The sequence below is a fragment of the Kribbella caucasensis genome, from assembly GCF_004361855.1.
In the GTDB taxonomy this organism is placed as follows: domain Bacteria; phylum Actinomycetota; class Actinomycetes; order Propionibacteriales; family Kribbellaceae; genus Kribbella; species Kribbella caucasensis.
The window spans coordinates 42240-59665 of the sequence record NZ_SNWQ01000025.1 but is presented as its reverse complement, the minus strand read 5'-3'; the positions used below and the strand labels follow the sequence as shown (position 1 = coordinate 59665).

Sequence of the window (17426 nt, the reverse complement as noted above, 5' to 3'; positions counted from 1 at the left end):
CAGTAGAAGCACACCACTTGTGCGCGCCGAGAGGCGCGCACAAGCCAACCGGGGGAAGAGATGGTTGCCCGACGGAGGACGCGCAGGCTGGGCGGTACAGCCCACTCGGGCTGGCTGCGCTGACAGTAGGTCTCGCACCGGCACATCAGGTGCGGCAAGGCCGGTCGCGGAGGCGTCGAGGGCATGCGTTGGACTCACACACCGGCGACGACGGCCTCGGTGATGCCTTCGGCATCGAGTCCGTGCGCGTGGAGAAGGTCCGCGCGCTCCCCCGCCGCGATGAAGTCGCCGGGCAGGCCGAGGGTGATGAGCTGAGGGCGTGACGTCGTGCGGCGAAGCGCCCGCGCCAGGGCGTCCCCGAACCCTCCCGGCAGTGCGCTGTCCTCGATCGTCACTACCAGGCGGTGCTCGCCGGCGTAGCGGAGAAGCTCGGGATCGACTGGGTTGATCCAGCGGGGATCGACGACCGTCGCGCGGATTCCCAGCTCGCGGAGGCGACGGGAAGCCTCCAGCGCGGCGCCCGCCAGCGGACCGACCGGCACGAGCAGCACCTTGGACCGGCCCTCCGTCAGCAACTCTGCGGCGCCGACGGTTCCCCGGGCGCGGATGCCAACTCCGCTACGCCCTCGTGGAAACCGAAGCATGGTAGGCCCAACCTCGTGAGCGATGCAGGCGCGTAGCAACACACGTAACTGCTGCGCGTCCCGAGGCGCCGCGACCCGCATGCCGGGAACCAACCCGAACAGAGCCAAATCCCACATTCCATGGTGAGACGGCCCGTCCGGACCGGTGATACCGGCACGGTCGAGCACGAAGGTGATCGGCGCCCGGTGGAGCGCCGCGTCCATCAGTACCTGGTCGAAAGCGCGGTTGAGGAATGTCGAGTAGATCGCCACCACAGGATGCAGCCCCGCAGCCGCCAACCCGACAGCTGACGTCACCGCGTGCTGCTCGGCGATCCCGACGTCGTACACGCGCTCCGGATACCGGCAGGCCAACGGAAACAGCCCGGTCGGCCGCATCATCGCTGCCGTCACCGCGACTACATCCGTCCGCTCACCTGCGATCGCGACCAACTCATCGCCGAACACGTCCGTCCAGGCGGGTCCGTGCGCCTGGCTCATGGCCGCCGTAGGGGTCGGGTTGACGGTGTGGAGGTGGTCGGCTTCATCCAGCTCGGCGGGGGTATGGCCGGCACCTTTGCGGGTGATGCAATGGACGACGACCGGGTGCTGGAGCAGAGCGGCAGTCCGCAACGCCGTCTCCAGGGCCATGGTGTCGTGGCCGTCGACAGGGCCGAGGTATGCCAAACCGAGCTGCTCGAAGACGTTGCCCCATGCCGTCCCTGTCCGCAACGCCCGCAGCTGGACGGCCAGCGATCCGACGGTCGGTTCGTACGATCGCCCGTTGTCGTTGAGCACGATGACGACCGGCCGGTCCGGCGCCGCCGCGATGTTGTTGAGCGCCTCCCAGCACATCCCACCGGTCATCGCACCATCACCCACGACCGCGACAACCCGTCGCTCGAGAGAGCCGGTGAGCTGGAACCCCTTCGCCAGACCGTCGGCGTACGAGAGCGCGGTCGAGGCGTGCGAGTTCTCGATGACGTCGTGCTCACTCTCGGCTCGGCTCGGGTACCCGGAGAGCCCGCTCGCCTGTCGCAAGGTGTCGAAGCGATCAAGCCGACCGGTGAGCATCTTGTGCACGTACGCCTGGTGCCCGGTGTCCCAGACGATCACGTCTCGCGGCGAGCTGAAGACCCGATGCAGTGCGATCGTCAGCTCGACGACGCCCAGGTTCGGCCCCAGATGCCCGCCTGTCCGCGTGACCCGGCTGACGAGCTGTGCACGGATCTCGTCGGCCAGGCCCGGCAGAGCAGCAGCCGGCAACCGCTGGAGATCGGCCGGTGAGGCCAGAGTGTCCAGCCGGGTCTCCGGGCGGGGGCGATCGTCGACGCTCCCGCGCGACCGGTTCATGATCCGACCGCGGCGCGGATGGTCTCCCGCAGTGACCGCATGGTCGCCACCACAGCCGTCGGCTCGTAGCCGCAGTGCGCCATACAGTTCGCGCACCGCGGATCCTTGCCGCGACCGTACGCGTTCCAGTCCGTGTCCTCGAGCAGTTCCTTGTACGTCGCGACGTACTCGTCATCCATCAGGTAGCACGGCCGCTGCCAGCCCTTGAGCGAGTACGACGGAATCGCCCACGCCGTGCAGGAGAAGTCGACCTTGCCCTCGAGGAAGTCCAGGAACAGCGGCGAGTGGTTCAGCCGCCACTTCTTCCGGCGCCCACCGGCGAAGGCCTTCGCGAACAGCTGCCGGGTCTCCTCGGGACCGAGCCAGTGCTCCTGGTCCGGCGCCTTCTCGTACGCGAACCCGGGCGAGATCTGCATGTTGTCGACGCCGAGCTCGTCGTTGAGATAGTCCAGTACGTCGATGACGTCCTGCGGCGTGTCGGTGTCGAAGAAGGTGGTGTTGGTCATCACCCGGAACCCGGCGGCCTGGGCCTGTTTGATGGCGGCGACAGCCTGGTCGAAGACACCGTCCTTGCACACCGACGCGTCGTGGCGCTCGCGCAACCCGTCGATGTGCACCATCCAGGCGAAGTTGCGGTGCGGCGTGAACTTGTGCAGATGCTTGGGCAGCAGCAACGCGTTGGTGCACAGGAAGACGATCTTCCGCCGGGCCAGCAGTTGCCGGACGATCTCGTCGATCTGCTGGTGCATCAACGGCTCGCCGCCGGCGATCGACACCATCGGGGCGCCGCTCTCCTCGATCGCGGCGACCGCCTGCTCGACCGGCATCCGCTGCTTCAGGATCGAGGCGGGGTGCTGGATCTTGCCGCAGCCGGCGCAGGCGAGATTGCAGGCGAACAGCGGCTCGAGTTCGACCAGCAGTGCGAACTTCTCCCGTCGCAGCAGCTTCTGCTTGAGCAGAAAACTACCGAGGCGGATCGACTGACGCAGCGGCATGGCCACGGTCAGCTCACCTCCCGGGGCAGAGTGAATCGGATGTGCTCGTCGACGACGCTGATCTCGGTGACAGTCACCTGGCCGAGGCCGGACAGACACCGCACCAGGTCGTCAACGAGCCGGGGTGGTGCGGATGCTCCGGCGGTGACGCCGATACGTCGTACGCCGCGCAGCCAGTGCAGGTCTACGGCGCTCGCGTCGTCGACGAGATGCGCCTTGACCCCCTCGGCCACGGCGACCTCCGCGAGCCGATGGGAGTTGGACGAGTTCGCAGATCCAAGCACGAGGACAAGGTCGGTGTCTCGCGCGACGGCGCGGACCGCCTGCTGCCGGTTCGTGGTGGCGTAGCAGATGTCGTCGCTGCGCGGACCGGTCAGCGCGGGGAACCGGTCACGCAGAACGGTCGCCGTCTGCTCGGCCTCGTCGACGGCGAGGGTGGTTTGCATGACGTAGGAGACTCGTCGCGGATCGGCGACGCTCACCCGCCCGGCCTCGTCGGGATCGGTCACGACGATCACCTGACCGGGCGCCTCACCTTGAGTGCCGACGACCTCCTCGTGGTCGCGATGACCGATCAGGAACACGGTGTTGCCGCGAGCAACAAAGCGGCGTACTTCGCTGTGCACCTTGGCGACCAGCGGGCAGGTGGCGTCGATCAGCCGGAGGTTGCGTGCGGCGGCGTCGGTACGGACCTGCGGGGCGACGCCGTGGGCGGCGAGCACGGTGATGCTGCCCTCGGGCACCTCTGCGACCTCCTCGACGAAGACTGCGCCGCGCCGCTCCAGCTCACTGACAACGTGGATGTTGTGCACGATCTGACGGCGTACGTAGACCGGCGGCCCGAACTTCGCCAGCGCACGTTCCACGATCTCGATGGCGCGCTCGACGCCCGCGCAGAAGGACCGCGGACCCGCGAGGACGACCTCGCGATCATCGGTCGCGGCGGCCCAGGCATCGATAACCGGCGCCGCGCGACGCAAGGCCCACAAGGCTTTCGGCCCGCGAACCAGCGTCCCTGGACGGAGTAGCCGGTGGCCCGCCGTGTCGACGACGGCGCGGATCACGGCTGCCTGTCCTGGTGGTGCGGCAGCGGCCAGCAGGGCCGACTCCGTGTCGACAGCGAGAGCGCCGGTCACTCCGAGCGTACGGCGGGCATCCGGCGCATCGACGATCCGCGGGGTCGTCTCGACGGGCCCGTGGTGTACCCGCAGGCCGGCACGCCGCAACGAACCCACGAGGAACGGGGACGCATAGCTTGGAATCGGCTCGGCGCCACCCCGGATCTCGTCCGCGACGACCAGGTCGCCGGGCCGGAGTTCGTTGCCGAGACCACCGGCCACCCCGGCCACCAGCACCGGCCGCCTGCCGGGCGGTCCGGCCAGCTCCGCCTCACCCTTCTCCTCCGGTTCTCCGGTCTGCCCGAGTCCGCCGTCCGAGGAGCGTCCGGTGCGGAGAACGTCGGCCGTGAGCCGGTCGCGGAGTGCGAGCCACTCGGACAGCAACGGCGTACTGACGATTCCGGTCATCGGGTACTCCGCGCGACGAAGCGGCCGAGCGCCCAGATCGGGAAGACGAGCCGGTAGATCTCGTAGTTGATGTAGAAGTCGCCCGGAAAGCCCGTGCCGGTGTACAGCTCCTCGTCCCAGCCGCCGTCCGCCAGCTGAGTGCGGACGAGGTACTCCACACCCTGGTCGACCGAGGCGGTGTCTTCACCGGCGGCAAGCAGAGCGAGCAGCGCCCAGGCGGTCTGTGAGGCGGTCGACTCACCTCGACCGATCCAGGCCGGATCGTCGTACGAGCGCAGGTCCTCGCCCCAACCTCCGTCATCGTTCTGGTGATCCTCGAGCCACCTCACGGCTGCTCGCACCGCCGGCGCGCCGGCCGGTATCCCCACCGCAATCAGCGCCGGCACGACAGCGCCGGTGCCATAGACGTGATTGGCACCCCAGCGACCGAACCACGATCCGTCAGCCTCCTGCGCGTCGAGCAGCCACCGTACGCCGTGCCGGCACGGCTCCTCGGCCGTACGGCCTTCGGCGGCGAGCATTTCGACCACATGTGCGGTGACGTCGGCCGACGGTGGATCGATGACGGCACCGAAATCGCAGAACGGCAACGCGTTCGCCAGCGTGTGGGTGTTGTCCGCGTCAAACGCGCCCCACCCGCCGTCACCGGACTGCATCCCGGTCGTCCACACGACCGCACGATCGATCGCCGCCCGCACCCGCGCGGCATCCGGGTGATCCACCCGGCGCAGGGCCAACACGATCTCGGCGGTGTCGTCGGTGTCGGGATAGTTGTCGTTGGCAAACTCGAAGGCCCACCCGCCCGGCGGCAGCCTGGGACGGCGCACTTGCAAGTCACCACCGGCCAGAATCTGCTCGTCCAGCAACCAGTCGGTCGCTCTGAGGACGGCCGGATCGTCCGCCGGAACGCCTGCGTCGAGCAGGGCGGCGAGTGCGAGCCCGGTGTCCCACACCGGCGACTGGCACGCCTCCAGCCACCGCACAGGTCCGTCGGACGAGGAGGCCTGGACAGTGAAGCCTTCGAGCCCTTCGATCCCGGCACGCATCGCCGGGTGGTCGAGCGAGTACCCCATCCGGTGCAGCGCGATGAGCGAATACACCCACGGCGGCTGGATGCCGCCCCAGCCGCCGTCGGCTTCCTGACGCGCCAGGATCCACTCGACGGCGAGGCGCATCGCCTTCTGCCGCAGGTGTTTGAGCGGCCGACGCCCGTAGCTGTGCAGCACAGGGTCGAGCCGCTGGAAGAACCCAGCGATGCTGTACGCCGGTCGTCGTGGCGGCGGCGGTGCCCCGGTCTTCAGCTCTGCAATGCCGAACTCCACGGGATGCACGGGCTCGAGGGCGCTGACGATGGTGAGCGGCACGATGGTCTGACGAGCCCAGCAACCCCAGTTGTAGATGTTGAGAGGCGCCCACGCCGGCAGGTACATGATCTCCGGCGGCAGCGCAGGACAGTCGTCCCAGCTCCACAGCCCGAACAGCGCGAGCCAGATATGGCTGAACACGCGAGCCCGCTCGACCCCACCCTTGGACCGGACGAACTCGGCGGCCTGGCGCATGTGCCGCGCATCGGGCTGATCACCGGCGAACCGCAGGGCGACCCACGCCTCGACAGTGGTCGACAGGTCGCCTGGCCCACCATGGAACGTCGCCCATGACCCGTCCACCCGTTGCTGGGAACGGATCCAGCGGGCCGTCTCCTCGTTCGTCCGCTGCGTCGCGATGCCGAGGAACGCCCGGAGCATCAGGTCCTCGGCGTCCATCGTCACGTTGGTGGCCAGCAGACCCTTCCACCAGCCGTCCTCGTGCTGCTGCCCCCGCAGGTGTTCCACCGCCGCGCCCAGGGCCGCCCGCGCGTCGGCCGCCGCACCAACCGCGTCAGGCGCCGTACCGATTGCGGCAGGTGGGTCGATGCGTTCCCCAGCCGTCATGACTGCCTCTCGATCACGAAGCGGGCGACCTGACCGAGCCGGTTCCGGACGACGTCGTCGAGCCCTGCTTGGTCGAGAGCATGCTCGGCCAGGCCGATGCGGTCCCGCGCTTCCTGAGTTGCCCAGTCCCGACCACCGGCACGCTCGATCAGCTGAGCGGCGTACCGGAGCTCGTCCTCCGTCAGACCGCCGTCGCGGCGCAGCCACGCGGCCAGCTCCCGCCCGGCCTCGCCACCGTGATCGAGCGACCAGGTCACCGGCAACGTCTTCTTTCGCGCGACCAGATCGGCGAACACCGGCTTGCCCGTGACCACAGGTGATCCCCAGATCCCGAGCAGGTCGTCGACGAGCTGGAACGCCATCCCCAGCTCGGCACCGAACCTGGACAGCCCGGCGACCACCGCCTGCGGCGCCCCGGCCAGAATCGCGCCGATCGCCGCGCTGACCCCGAGCAGGGCGCCGGTCTTGCCGGCCGCCATCTCGAGGCACTCGTCCAGCGTCACGTCGTTCCGCTGCTCGAAGGCGAGATCCAGCACCTGCCCGCGAATCAGCTCCCGAGTGGCGATCGCCACTGCCTGGCCGGCTGCTTGCCGGTACGGCGATTCGCTCTCGGTCAACACCTCGTGGGCAAGGGAAAGGAGCGCGTCACCAGCCAGTACGGCGGTCGCGTCGCCCCAGACAGCCCAGACGGTCCGGCGGTGGCGGCGCTCGGTGTCGCGATCCATCAGATCGTCGTGCAGCAGGGAGAAGTTGTGGACGAGCTCGACCGCCACTGCGCCCGGCAATCCCGGTTCGGGCACGCCCGTGACCGCTTCGGCCGCGAGCAGGGCGAGCGCGGGTCGCAGGCTCTTGCCCGGGTTGGCCTCGGTCGGCCTCCCGTGCTCGTCCGACCAGCCGAGGTGGTACGAAACGACCAGCCGAGTGAAGGGATCGAGGCGCTCGACGGCCTGGCGCAGGGCCGGCGCGACCAGGCCGCGACTGCGGTCGAGGGTTTCCGCGGTGATCGTCATACCACTGCCTCCCGACGTTCAGCTGGGCACCGTTGGAGCAGCGCGGCCACTGCGGCCGCTCCGCTGCGGACAGCGCCCTCCATGGTTGCGGGCCAGCCGGTGTCGGTCCAAGCACCGGCCAGGTAGAGCCCGGGTAGCGCCGTACGCGCCGACGCACGCAGGCCGACGGTGCCCGGCCGCTGCCGGAAGGTGGCCTGCCGTTCCCGGGTGACGAAGAACTCCAGTACACGGGTCTCGGCGGAGACCCGCAGCAGACGTTCCAGGTGTGGAAGGAACCGGTCGCGCAGCGCCGAGACCGGTGTATCGACGATGTCGTCCGCCGCCGACAGCGACACCGCGATGTACTGCCCCTGACTGAGTCCAGCCTGGCTGGAGCGGTCGAACACCCACTGCAGCGGGCTGTCGACCGCCGCGAAGAACGGCTCGTCGAGCACGACCCGGTCGTAGATGACGTGGAGGTTGACGATCGGCGTGCTACCGAGCTCCTCTGCCCAGCCCGGCTCCAGCTCAATCGCGCCTGGCGGGGTGAGTGTCTCCACGGCCGCTGGAGGAACGGCGAGTACGACGTCGTTGAAGGCGCCACCGTCCACCGTCCAGCCCTCACCGGCCGGTACGACGTCACGGACCTTGCACCGGGTTCGCACGGTCACCCCCGCCGCGGTCAGCGCACGGAAGGCCGCGTCGCCGTGCAACTCCTGGAGCGGTACCAGGGACCAACCGATGTCGGCTGCGGCGGCTGACTCCAGCAGGCCGACCTGGAAGACCGTCGCGGCGAGTGCCAGGGACGCACGCTCAGCCGGAGCGTTCAGCGTCGCGATGCCGATCAGGTCCCAGACGGCCTCGATGGCCCGCCGATCCTGACCGTGCGCGGTGAGCCAATCACCGAAGGACCGACGGTCGACCTCGGGATCTGTGCGATCCACCCGACCAAGCGCCAAAGCGGCGCGCACCACTCGCGCCTGAGCCGTCGGGCTCAACCATCGATAGCGCGCCAAGGTAGACCCGAGGTGGAGTGGCGCCGGCAATCCCGTACGGCGAAGTCGCCCGGCTCGCGCATCGAGCTCACTGCGGACCGGTACGTCGAGCCGGTCCTGCACGGTGACCCGGTCAGCGACGCCCAGCCGCTCCAGAAATCCCTGATACGCCGTGCAGCACCGCAGGAACACATGTTGGCCGTTGTCGATCCACAGTCCGTCGCGCTGGAACGAGTGAGTGAGCCCACCGAGCCGGGGTCGTGCTTCGAACAGCGTGACAGCACAGCCTTCGTCGGCGCATCGCAGTGCCGCGGTGAGGCCGGCCAGGCCACCCCCGACGACTGCGACGCGCCGGGCGGTCATCGTCCTCCCCCGGCCAGGGCGGTCACGGCGACGCGCGCCTTCTGGGCGACGCTGAGCGACAACCTTTGGTCGTAGACGAGGACCGGGTCGGCAGCGATACGGTCGAGCAGATGGTGGTAGATCCCGGCCATTGCCCGGCAGCATGCCGCGCTGCGCCGGTCGAGGTGTGGGACGAGCCGCAGGCCGAGCGAATACCAGTCGCCCGCGCGCCCGGCGGCGTACCGGATGTAGGCGGCCAGCCTGCCCGCTGGGTCGTCCAGCGCGCCGAGGTCGTCGACACGCAGTTCCACGCCGTACCGGTCGAGCTCGTCCTGTGGGAGGTAGACGCGGCCGTTGCCGAGGTCTTCGCGGATGTCGCGCAGGATGTTGGTCTGCTGCAGGGCGACCCCGAGTTGGTCGGCGTACAGCGAAGTCCTCGCGTCCGTTGTGCTGCTGCCGAAGATCGACAGGCACAGGCGGCCTACGGAGCCGGCGACGTGGCGGCAGTACACGACAAGCTCGTCGAAGTCGGCGATCCTGACCTCGCCCAGGTCCATCTGGACACCGTCGATGAGCTCCTCGAACGCGGTGAGCGGCACCGGGAACCGGCGTGCGGCGTCGTTCACCGCGGTGAACACCGGGTCGCTGCTCTCGTCCAGCCTGCCGAGGTCCTTGCGGACCGCGGCGAGGGCCGTCTCCTTGTCAGCGGTCGCGCCATCGCCGTCGCCGATGTCGTCGATCCGGCGCGCAAGCGCGTAGACCGCGCACAGGGCGGATCGTTTGGATGGCGGCAGCAGGCGGATGCCGTAGTAGAAGTTGCCTGCCTCGGTCCGGGTGATCTGCTCGCAGGTGGCGTACGCCTGCTCGATCGTGCTCATCGCACCGACCGCCGGCTCGCCAGCAGGCCGAGGATCCGGATCGCTGTGGTCAACTGCGACGGCCGGGCGGACCGGTCAAGCACATCGCCGTCGGCGCGCCTCAACGCCGACACAGTCGCCTGTCCCCCGGCGACGAAGCCGGCCACGCTGATCCGCCCCCATCCCTGCAGGTGCTGCACGATCGCCGTCCCTTCACCGAGCAGTCCGGCGGCCCGTTCGATCTCGAACCGCATCAACTCGCGGAGCCGTCGGCCCGCGCTCGACTGATCCAGGTCACGCTCACTGACGCCGTACCGACGGAGATCTTCCTGCGGTAGGTACACGCGACCGGCGCGCCGGTCCTCGCCGACGTCCTGCCAGTGTTCGAGCAGTTGCAACGCCGTGCAGACCTGGTCGGATCGCGCGATGGCCTCCGGGGTTGCCTGTCCAAAGATCTCCAGCACCATCCGGCCGACCGGGTCGGCGGACAGAGCGCAGTACCCGCGCAGGTCGTCGAAGGTCTCGTACCGCGACACCACCTGGTCCAGCAGGTTCGCCTCGATCAGCCGCTCGAACGGCTCGGCTGACATCCCCCGCTCGCGCACTGTCAGGGCCAGCTTCCGGACTATGGCGTCCGACGGCTGACCGCCTGACCAGATCGTGCCGAGGTCCGCCGCCACCTCACGCAGCCGGGCCGTGCGGTCGCCGGTGTACGCGTCGCCGATCTCGTCGACCATCCGGGCGTAGGCGTAGATCGCGTGCAGGTCGTCGCGATGCTGACGCGGCAGGAATCGCAGCGCGACGGGGAAATTCTCGGCGTTCTCGCGGGTGCGCAACGCTCCCTCGTCGATTGACGAGGGAGCAGTTCTGGGCGGCCGGTGACGCGAGCTGGCCATGTCAGCAATCTTCGGTCCGTCCCAATCGCCAGGTCTGCCGCTGCCGGAGTGATTCCTGGACCCGAAAATTGTCACGACCGTACAATCCAGAGCGCGGCTGGGCGTTCAGAGCTGGACGAGCGGCAGGACGTCCCAGGGCGCGACAGGGCTGTCTAGAGCACTACGGGGGGCGGGCGATGGGCACCGACGCGGCGCAGGGCCGGGCGAGACTGGAGCTTGCCCTCGACAACCGTCTGCCGGAGCTGCTGGCCGAGGTCCGGGACCTGCTCGCCGACGGTATGCCCGAGTACGCCGCGTTCCTCGAACACAATCCGCACGGTATGCGGGAAGCCGCCGAGCTGTTCATACACCGACTCCTCGACATGGCCGAGCACGGCCGGTCGGCGTCGCGAGACGACAGTCTCGAGGGCGCGCAGACGATCCAGATCGTGTTCGAGCAGATCGGCCGCCGCCAGTGGCAGGCCGGTCAGGACCTCACCCGCCTGCTGACCGCGTACCAGCTCGGCGCCCGCACCGCCTGGCGGCACGTCTCGGACACGGCGCTGGCACTCGGGGTCCGGCCAGGTGTCCTGGCGGCGCTCGCCGAGGCGGTGTTCGACTTCGTCAACCAGCTCTCCTCGGCATCCGCGCGCGGCTATGTCCTGGAGCAGAGCGAGGACGCGTCGGCTCGGGAGCGCAACCGTGAGGAGCTGGCCGAGCTGCTGCTCTCAGATCGCTCGAGCATGAACGCGATCCGCGAGGCCGCCGCCCGGGCCAACTGGCCGATCCCCGCGACCGGGGCTGTCGTACTGGTGGACGCAAACACCGACGTCGCCCGGCGCGTGCTGGCCCACGTGGATGCGGGATCCCTGCCCGTGCGGCACGAGCAACTGTCCGGCACCATCGTCCCCGACCCCGGGCTGCCGGGCCGCCGGGACCAGCTCCGCCGCGCACTCCGGGGCGCCAATGCCGTGGTCGGCCACACCGTGGCCCTGGAGCACCTGCCGCGAAGCGTCGCGATCGCGCAGATCGCCGTACGGCTCAAGCAACAGGGCATCCTGACCGACGAACCGGTGTTCGCCGACGAGCATCTCGACACGATCATCGTCTATCGCGACGAGCGCCTGATGGGGTTCCTGCGCGACCAGCTGCTCGCGCCGCTCGACGACCTCCCGACCGGAGCGCGGGCGCGGCTGATCGAGACGCTGACCGCGTGGCTGCGGCACATGGGCGACCGTACGGCGATCGCCGAGGAGCTGCACATCCACCCGCAGACCGTGCGCTACCGGGTCGCCCAGCTGCGGGAACGGTACGGCGATCAGCTGGACTCGCCGCGGTCACGCGCGCGACTCTTCCTCGCGCTCGTGTGGCCGTTCCGGTGAGACGCCGAGGACCTGTTCGATCCGCGCGGCCAGAACACCTGCGTCCAATACCGCGGGATCGGTGGCCAGACCGATCCCGAGCGAGCCGGCCCAGCTCAGGGCGCCCACCGCGAGCGGCGACCCGGGCGCCAGCGGCAAGATCGGGTAAACGGACGCAATCGGGACCCCGTCCATCGACAGGGACTGCGTCGAGCCGGGCATGTTCGACACGATGGCGTGGAAGAAGCGGCGTCCGTAGACGGTCCGCGCGAACCATCCGGCCGACGGCTCCGGCAACGCGCGCAGCCCGGTCGCCATCACGAACCGCGAGGCCACGGCCCGGCTCGGCGTCCTCAGGCGCGCGGTGCGACGGCTGATCTCGGCGAGCAACTCCTCGAACGGGCGGCCGTCCAGCGGTATGTCGACCATCACGGCCGCGGTCGCGTTGGTCTCCGCGGCCGCACCGGGGTCGCGCACCATCAGCGGCACCGCGACCCGCATCCGGCCGCGAAGCCGGGTGGCGACGTCAGGATGGGTAGCGGCGACCGCGTCCGCGATCAGGCCGAGGACGAGATCGGTCACCCGGACACCCCGGCTGGACGCGGCACGTCGTACGGCGGCCAGCTCTAGATCGGCGGTGGCGAACTCCCGTCGCGTCGACGCGCAGTCGAGATGCGCGCCCGCTCCGCCGTCGGTGGCCAGCTGGGCCAGCCCCGTGATCGTTGCTCCAAGCAACTGTGCGCGGCGCGGCGCCGGACCGCGCACGCCGAGCAGCTCGATCCGCGGACGGAGCAGGTTCAGCGCCTGGATCACGGTGCCGATACCGTCCGCGACGGCATGGTGCAGGAGCAGGATCATCGCCGACACCCCGGGCGCCACCTCGCGGACCATCACGATCCGCCACATCGGGCGATCCCTTGCCATCGGCGTCTCGGCCAACTCTGCGACGATCCGCCGTAGGCCGGCCGGGCCGTCCGCCGAGTGACGATCGCTGATGTGTAGCGGCCAGTCGATCTCGGCGACGTCGATCCAGCGCTGACGGCGCCAGCGCGACGCAGGCCCCAGCCGCTGGCGGAACCGGGGCAATAGGTCGAGCTCACCTTTCACCAGCTCTGTCACGCGCTCGACCGACAACGCATCGCCATCACTCGGCTCGAACACGACCAGCCCACCGACATGCTGAGGCGCGGCAGCGGTCTCGACATGGAGGAAGAAGGCGTCATGCGACGGGACAACCACCCCCGGGCGGGCGACGCGATCGTGCCAACCATTCGCCATCACGACTGACAGCGCGACCAGTACGACGGCGGCAACGACATCCAGCACGTAGTGGTTGGCCGTCGCAAAGACGACCAGAACGGTCACTATCACATGGATGCCGCTCACCACCTGCACCCAGGCGCGCCCCAGCCGGAACAGGACCATGCTGACCCACACCGCCCAGCTGACGTGCAGGGATGGCATCGCCGCCAACTGGTTGGCGTGGTCGACCAGCTCCGACCACCATGCATTGCCCTGGGCAACGGTATCGACGAGCCCGAGCTCGGGCAGCAGACGGGGCGGCGTCACAGGGTAGAGTACAAAGCAGGCGATGGCGATCACGTTGAGGACGACGAACGAGTCGCGGGCTTGGCGGAAGGCGTCGGGGCGCCGTACCAGGATCCAGACGAGCAGGGCGAACGCGCCGATGATGTAGGTGAAGGCGTACCCGTAGTTCGCGAGCGTGGACAGAACCTTGTGCGGAGCGAGCCAGTCGTTCAGCGGCCGCTCGATGTCCAGGTGGAGGCGCTGCTCCAGCGCGTAGAGGTCGCGTCCGTGACGGTCTGCCGTCGCCTGCCTGGTCGATCCGGGCCGGTCGACGAGCAGGTAGACGCCGAACAGCGCCAGACCGAGCACCACCTGGCGCCAAACCCTGAACCTTTGTATCGATCCTCCGTCGTCGACGGCCACGCACTTTTCATAGCACACCCTGGATCCGGATCACCCAGACCGGATCGACTCTCCGAAGCGGGCGGCAAGCCGCCGGTAACCGCCCGGGAACACCACCCGTACGACGGCAGCGAGCCGGATCCAGCGCGGTATCCAGGTCTCGGCCCGGTCCTGTTCGATCGCCCGGACGATGGCACGCGCGACCGTCTCAGGCTTCACAGGTCGGGGTACGCGCCGGTCGTAGGCGCGACCGCGCCGGTCGAAGAAGCCGGTCGAGACCGCAGCGGGAACGACGACGCCGACCTGGACACCCCTACCAGTCAGCTCCAGCCGCAGACTCTCCGCGAACGCATCCAGGCCCGCCTTCGCCGCCGCGTAGACCGCCTCCCCCGCAACGCCGGTTCGCCCCGCGACCGAGGCCACCAGCAGGAGACAGCCGGTACGACGTTCGACCATCCCCGGCAACAGCAACCGAGCCAGTCGCATGGTGGCGACGAGATCCACGGTGATCAACTCCGCGATCTCCTGGTCGCTCATCTCAACGAACGGCCCGGACCACCCGAGCCCGGCGTTTGCCACCAGCACATCCACCCGACCATGCGCAGCCAGAGCCTGCCCGGCGAGAGCCTGCACAGCGTCGTTCTGACGCAGGTCGGCCAGCACCGCGACGCCGTTCACCTGGTCCGCAACATCCTGCGTACGCCGCCCGTCGCGCCCATGCACCACGACCGCAGCCCCCGCCACCGCGAGCTCCAGACAAACAGCACGCCCGATCCCGGCCGACCCGCCGGTCACCAACACCACCGCGCCGCCCAGCTCCACGACCCGACCTCCACTGCTCCCGCCACGCTCTGTCACGATACTCGCCCGGCGCCCGATCGTGGCCCGGAGCAATCAGCTCAGCTGGGAGCGGCTGGGGTCGCCAGCGGCGTGGTAAGCGCCGTTGTCCGCACGAACTGCTACCAGTACGACGACGCGCCAAAGCCGTACCTCGTACTCAAGCTGGATTTCGACTGCGCTGTCGTTCCTGCCTCCTTCGGTGACAAGGCGGCAGTGACAGCCAGGTTTGAGCTCCGCAGACGCCGACCTACGCTCTTCGAGCACACCCGGCAGCAGCTGCACGCGGCGGCGGAGGTCGACGTCCCGATGCTCGCCGTGGCGCTGGACGGCCCTGCGCAGCCTTCGCCGGCGCCCGCATCACCTGAAGCCGCCGAATATCTGGCCTAGCTCCAAACGTGTGGTTAGCGTGCGTGTCCCTCCTCGGACACTTGGGGTTCATGTCCCTAGAGACATGAACCCTTTCTCATCTCTCAGCGCACCTTCGTCGCTGCGGCTGCACCACGCCTACCGCACTCCGCTGCTTGTTTACGGCACCACTATCGCCGGACGCCGCACGGCTCCGAACCCGGAAACGGAGATCCCGGACTCCTGGAACAGCCGAAATCAGAGCGCAGAGGCTCAACGCGCGTTCACCATCGACTGCCTCCACACCCCTAGTAGTACTTTGTTAGGTTGGGTAGTGCTGGTGGCAGGTGGGGCAGGCGCCGATCCAGTACGCCAGGAGTTGCTGCAGTTTGTGCAGTAGGGCGTAGAAGGTCAGGCCTGCCCAGCCTCTTTTGGGCGGGATAGTCGCAGGGTGGTCAGGAAGATGTGGGCGGCGGTAGCGATGGTGGCGTGGTGGTGCCAGCCGGTCCAACTGCGGCCTTCGAAGTGGTCCAGGCCGACGCCGGTTTTGAGTTCCCGGTAGTCATGTTCGATGCGCCAGCGGATCTTGGCCAGGCGGACCAGGGTGGCGATCGGGGTGTCGGCGGGCAGGTTGGAGATCCAGTAGTCGGTGGGTTCGGTCTTGCCGGGTGGCCATTCGGCGATCAGCCACCGTTCGGGCAGTGATCCGTCGGCGGCGCGGTCGATGTCGCGGTTGGCGGGCCGGATCCGCACGGCGGTGAACTTCGAGCGCATTGCCGCGGTCCGGTTGCCGGGGGTCGTCTTGGTGCCGTGGCGCCAGGTCACCTGCCGCAGTGCGTTTCGGCCGGCAGCGACGACGATGTCCTTGCAGTTGACCGGCGGGTCGGGGTAGCGGGCTGTGGGTGGGCGGCCCCGGCCGGAGTAGGGCGCGGTGACCGGCTCGGCGGCCGCCGGGTAGGCGCTGGTGGTGCCCTTGATCGCCAGGACGTAGCCGATGCCGCGTTCTTCCAGGCCGAGCCGGAACGCGGTGGCGTCGCCGTAGCCGGCGTCGGCGACCACGACCGGCGGGCGGTGCCCCCACTGCCCAAGCTCGTCGAGCATCTCCAGCGCCAGTTGCCATTTCCGGCGGTGCCGCTCGGTCTCGGGGATCCGGCACTTGCTTCTGCGCCTGCGTACCGCCTCGGCCTCTTCCGGCGTGGCGGCGAGCTTGTCGTCCCAGCTCTCCGGCATGAACAGCCGCCAGTCCAGCGGCGCCGACGCGGCGTCGGTGACGGCATGGACGCTGACCGCGACCTGGCAATTCCCGACCTTGCCCAACGTGCCGGAGTACTGCCTGGCCACGCAGGCCGAGGAATCACCGTCCTTGGCGTGCCCGGTGTCATCGATCACCCACGCGTCCGGGTGAACCACCGCGGTCGCCAGACCCACCAGCGCCCTGCGCACCGGGGTCACGTCCCACGGCGAATCGGTGATGAACTGCTGCAACCGCTGATGATCCACCCCCAGCCGCGCCGCCATCGGCTGCATCGACTTACGACGCCCGTCCAGCATCAGCCCGCGAAGATACAACCCACCCACGGCCCGCTGATCCGACCGCGCGAACGACGAGAACACCTGCTCCACAAAGGAATCCAGGCGATCCCCCACCGCGGCGAACCCAGCAGCATCCACACCCCGATCCAACACCAAATCCCTGCACAGCAACGCAAACACGCCGACCTAACAAAGTACTACTAGTGGGCTGCGACGGCGGAGACCGCACCCGCTGGCCCTCGCCTCGGGTGCAGCTCCCGGTTCCCGGTATAGACGGCTGTGCCCAGAACCCCTCGGAAGAATTGGAACCAGACGACGATCTCCACGAGGAACGGCAGGTCTCGGATCGAGGTCGACAACTCCTCGAACCGGTCGGCGCGTCAGGACGAAGAACGCCACCCACATTCCGACCATCCAGACAAACCACAGCTTCGAGCTGGCTCACCTGCTCGACGGTCGCCGCCTCGGTCAGCTCCACTGACAGGTTGGTCAGCGAGCCGTCCTCGACCAGCACCCGGACCGCCACTCCGGGCTGGCCTGGTCCAGATGCTCGTGCAAGAACTCGGCAGGGTCGATACTGGGCCGTGCGATCATCGCAGTGCTCTTCGCTTCGAGTGGGTTGTGAGAGATTCCTCGAAGAATCACGCGGTGACCGCACCCACGTCCACGCCTGGGCCGGCCACCTCGTCGTACACCACTCTGCTGGACGCAACCCAGATGCAGGCGCTCGCCCGTGGTGCCATCGCGTTCCTGGACTGGCTTCATGCGCAAGACCTCACCCTCGGCGACTGCCAGCAAGCCGACCTCGGTCGCTGGCTCACCGACGAGTCAGCCACCTACCGCGAGGAAGCAGGCCGGCTCATCCGCTGGGCCCACGCCAAAGAACTGGTCGCCGCTGCTTATCTACTTCATGATCGCGGTTCCTGGCCGTC

13 protein-coding genes are annotated in these 17426 nt (G+C 68.9%); 2 read left to right on the top strand and 11 right to left on the bottom strand.

The window, feature by feature from the left end; translation table 11 throughout:
• Positions 1-194: 194 nt before the first annotated feature.
• The 8 genes from EV643_RS36105 to hpnC are packed head-to-tail and all read right to left on the bottom strand — an operon-like array spanning position 195 to position 10507.
• Complete coding sequence (locus EV643_RS36105; RefSeq protein WP_238166043.1) at positions 195-2072, bottom strand: 1-deoxy-D-xylulose-5-phosphate synthase; 1878 nt, start codon at positions 2070-2072, stop codon at positions 195-197.
• A complete protein-coding gene (hpnH, locus tag EV643_RS36100) occupies positions 1973-2971 on the bottom strand; it encodes an adenosyl-hopene transferase HpnH (RefSeq protein ID WP_238166051.1) in 999 nt (332 codons plus the stop codon). The genes EV643_RS36105 and hpnH overlap by 100 nt, the downstream gene beginning before the upstream one ends.
• 8 nt (positions 2972-2979) lie before the next feature.
• A complete protein-coding gene (ispH, locus tag EV643_RS36095; protein ID WP_133804708.1) occupies positions 2980-4497 on the bottom strand; it encodes a 4-hydroxy-3-methylbut-2-enyl diphosphate reductase in 1518 nt (505 codons plus the stop codon).
• Positions 4494-6428, bottom strand: coding sequence for a squalene--hopene cyclase (gene shc / locus EV643_RS36090; protein WP_133804707.1), 1935 nt, complete (start codon positions 6426-6428; stop codon positions 4494-4496). The genes ispH and shc overlap by 4 nt, the downstream gene beginning before the upstream one ends.
• The gene (locus tag EV643_RS36085; RefSeq protein ID WP_133804706.1) at positions 6425-7438 is read right to left on the bottom strand and encodes a polyprenyl synthetase family protein; all 1014 of its coding nucleotides are present in this window, start codon (positions 7436-7438) and stop codon (positions 6425-6427) included. The genes shc and EV643_RS36085 overlap by 4 nt, the downstream gene beginning before the upstream one ends.
• On the bottom strand, positions 7435-8775 hold the full coding sequence (gene hpnE / locus EV643_RS36080; RefSeq protein ID WP_133804705.1) for a hydroxysqualene dehydroxylase HpnE: 1341 nt from the start codon (positions 8773-8775) through the stop codon (positions 7435-7437). The genes EV643_RS36085 and hpnE overlap by 4 nt, the downstream gene beginning before the upstream one ends.
• A complete protein-coding gene (gene hpnD / locus EV643_RS36075; protein WP_133804704.1) occupies positions 8772-9632 on the bottom strand; it encodes a presqualene diphosphate synthase HpnD in 861 nt (286 codons plus the stop codon). The genes hpnE and hpnD overlap by 4 nt, the downstream gene beginning before the upstream one ends.
• Positions 9629-10507 (bottom strand): squalene synthase HpnC, encoded by an 879-nt coding sequence (hpnC, locus tag EV643_RS36070; RefSeq protein WP_133804703.1) that lies wholly within the window; start codon positions 10505-10507, stop codon positions 9629-9631. The genes hpnD and hpnC overlap by 4 nt, the downstream gene beginning before the upstream one ends.
• A gap of 176 nt (positions 10508-10683) precedes the next feature.
• Between hpnC and EV643_RS36065 the strand changes: the two genes are divergently transcribed.
• Positions 10684-11868: a PucR family transcriptional regulator gene (locus EV643_RS36065; RefSeq protein ID WP_133804702.1), complete on the top strand. Its 1185-nt coding sequence runs from the start codon at positions 10684-10686 to the stop codon at positions 11866-11868.
• Here the strand turns inward: EV643_RS36065 and EV643_RS36060 are convergent.
• Positions 11824-13746, bottom strand: coding sequence for a bifunctional phosphatase PAP2/O-acyltransferase family protein (locus EV643_RS36060; protein WP_166665710.1), 1923 nt, complete (start codon positions 13744-13746; stop codon positions 11824-11826). The genes EV643_RS36065 and EV643_RS36060 overlap by 45 nt on opposite strands.
• 81 nt (positions 13747-13827) lie before the next feature.
• A complete protein-coding gene (locus EV643_RS36055; protein ID WP_133804700.1) occupies positions 13828-14598 on the bottom strand; it encodes an SDR family NAD(P)-dependent oxidoreductase in 771 nt (256 codons plus the stop codon).
• 108 nt (positions 14599-14706) lie between these two features.
• Here EV643_RS36055 and EV643_RS36050 point away from each other — a divergent pair, with 108 nt between their 5' ends.
• The gene (locus EV643_RS36050; protein ID WP_133804699.1) at positions 14707-15003 is read left to right on the top strand and encodes a hypothetical protein; all 297 of its coding nucleotides are present in this window, start codon (positions 14707-14709) and stop codon (positions 15001-15003) included.
• A 369-nt stretch (positions 15004-15372) separates the two neighbouring features.
• On the opposite strand, the gene EV643_RS36045 is transcribed toward EV643_RS36050, so the two are convergent.
• On the bottom strand, positions 15373-16632 hold the full coding sequence (locus EV643_RS36045) for an IS701 family transposase (protein WP_133804698.1): 1260 nt from the start codon (positions 16630-16632) through the stop codon (positions 15373-15375).
• Positions 16633-17426: the final 794 nt, after the last annotated feature.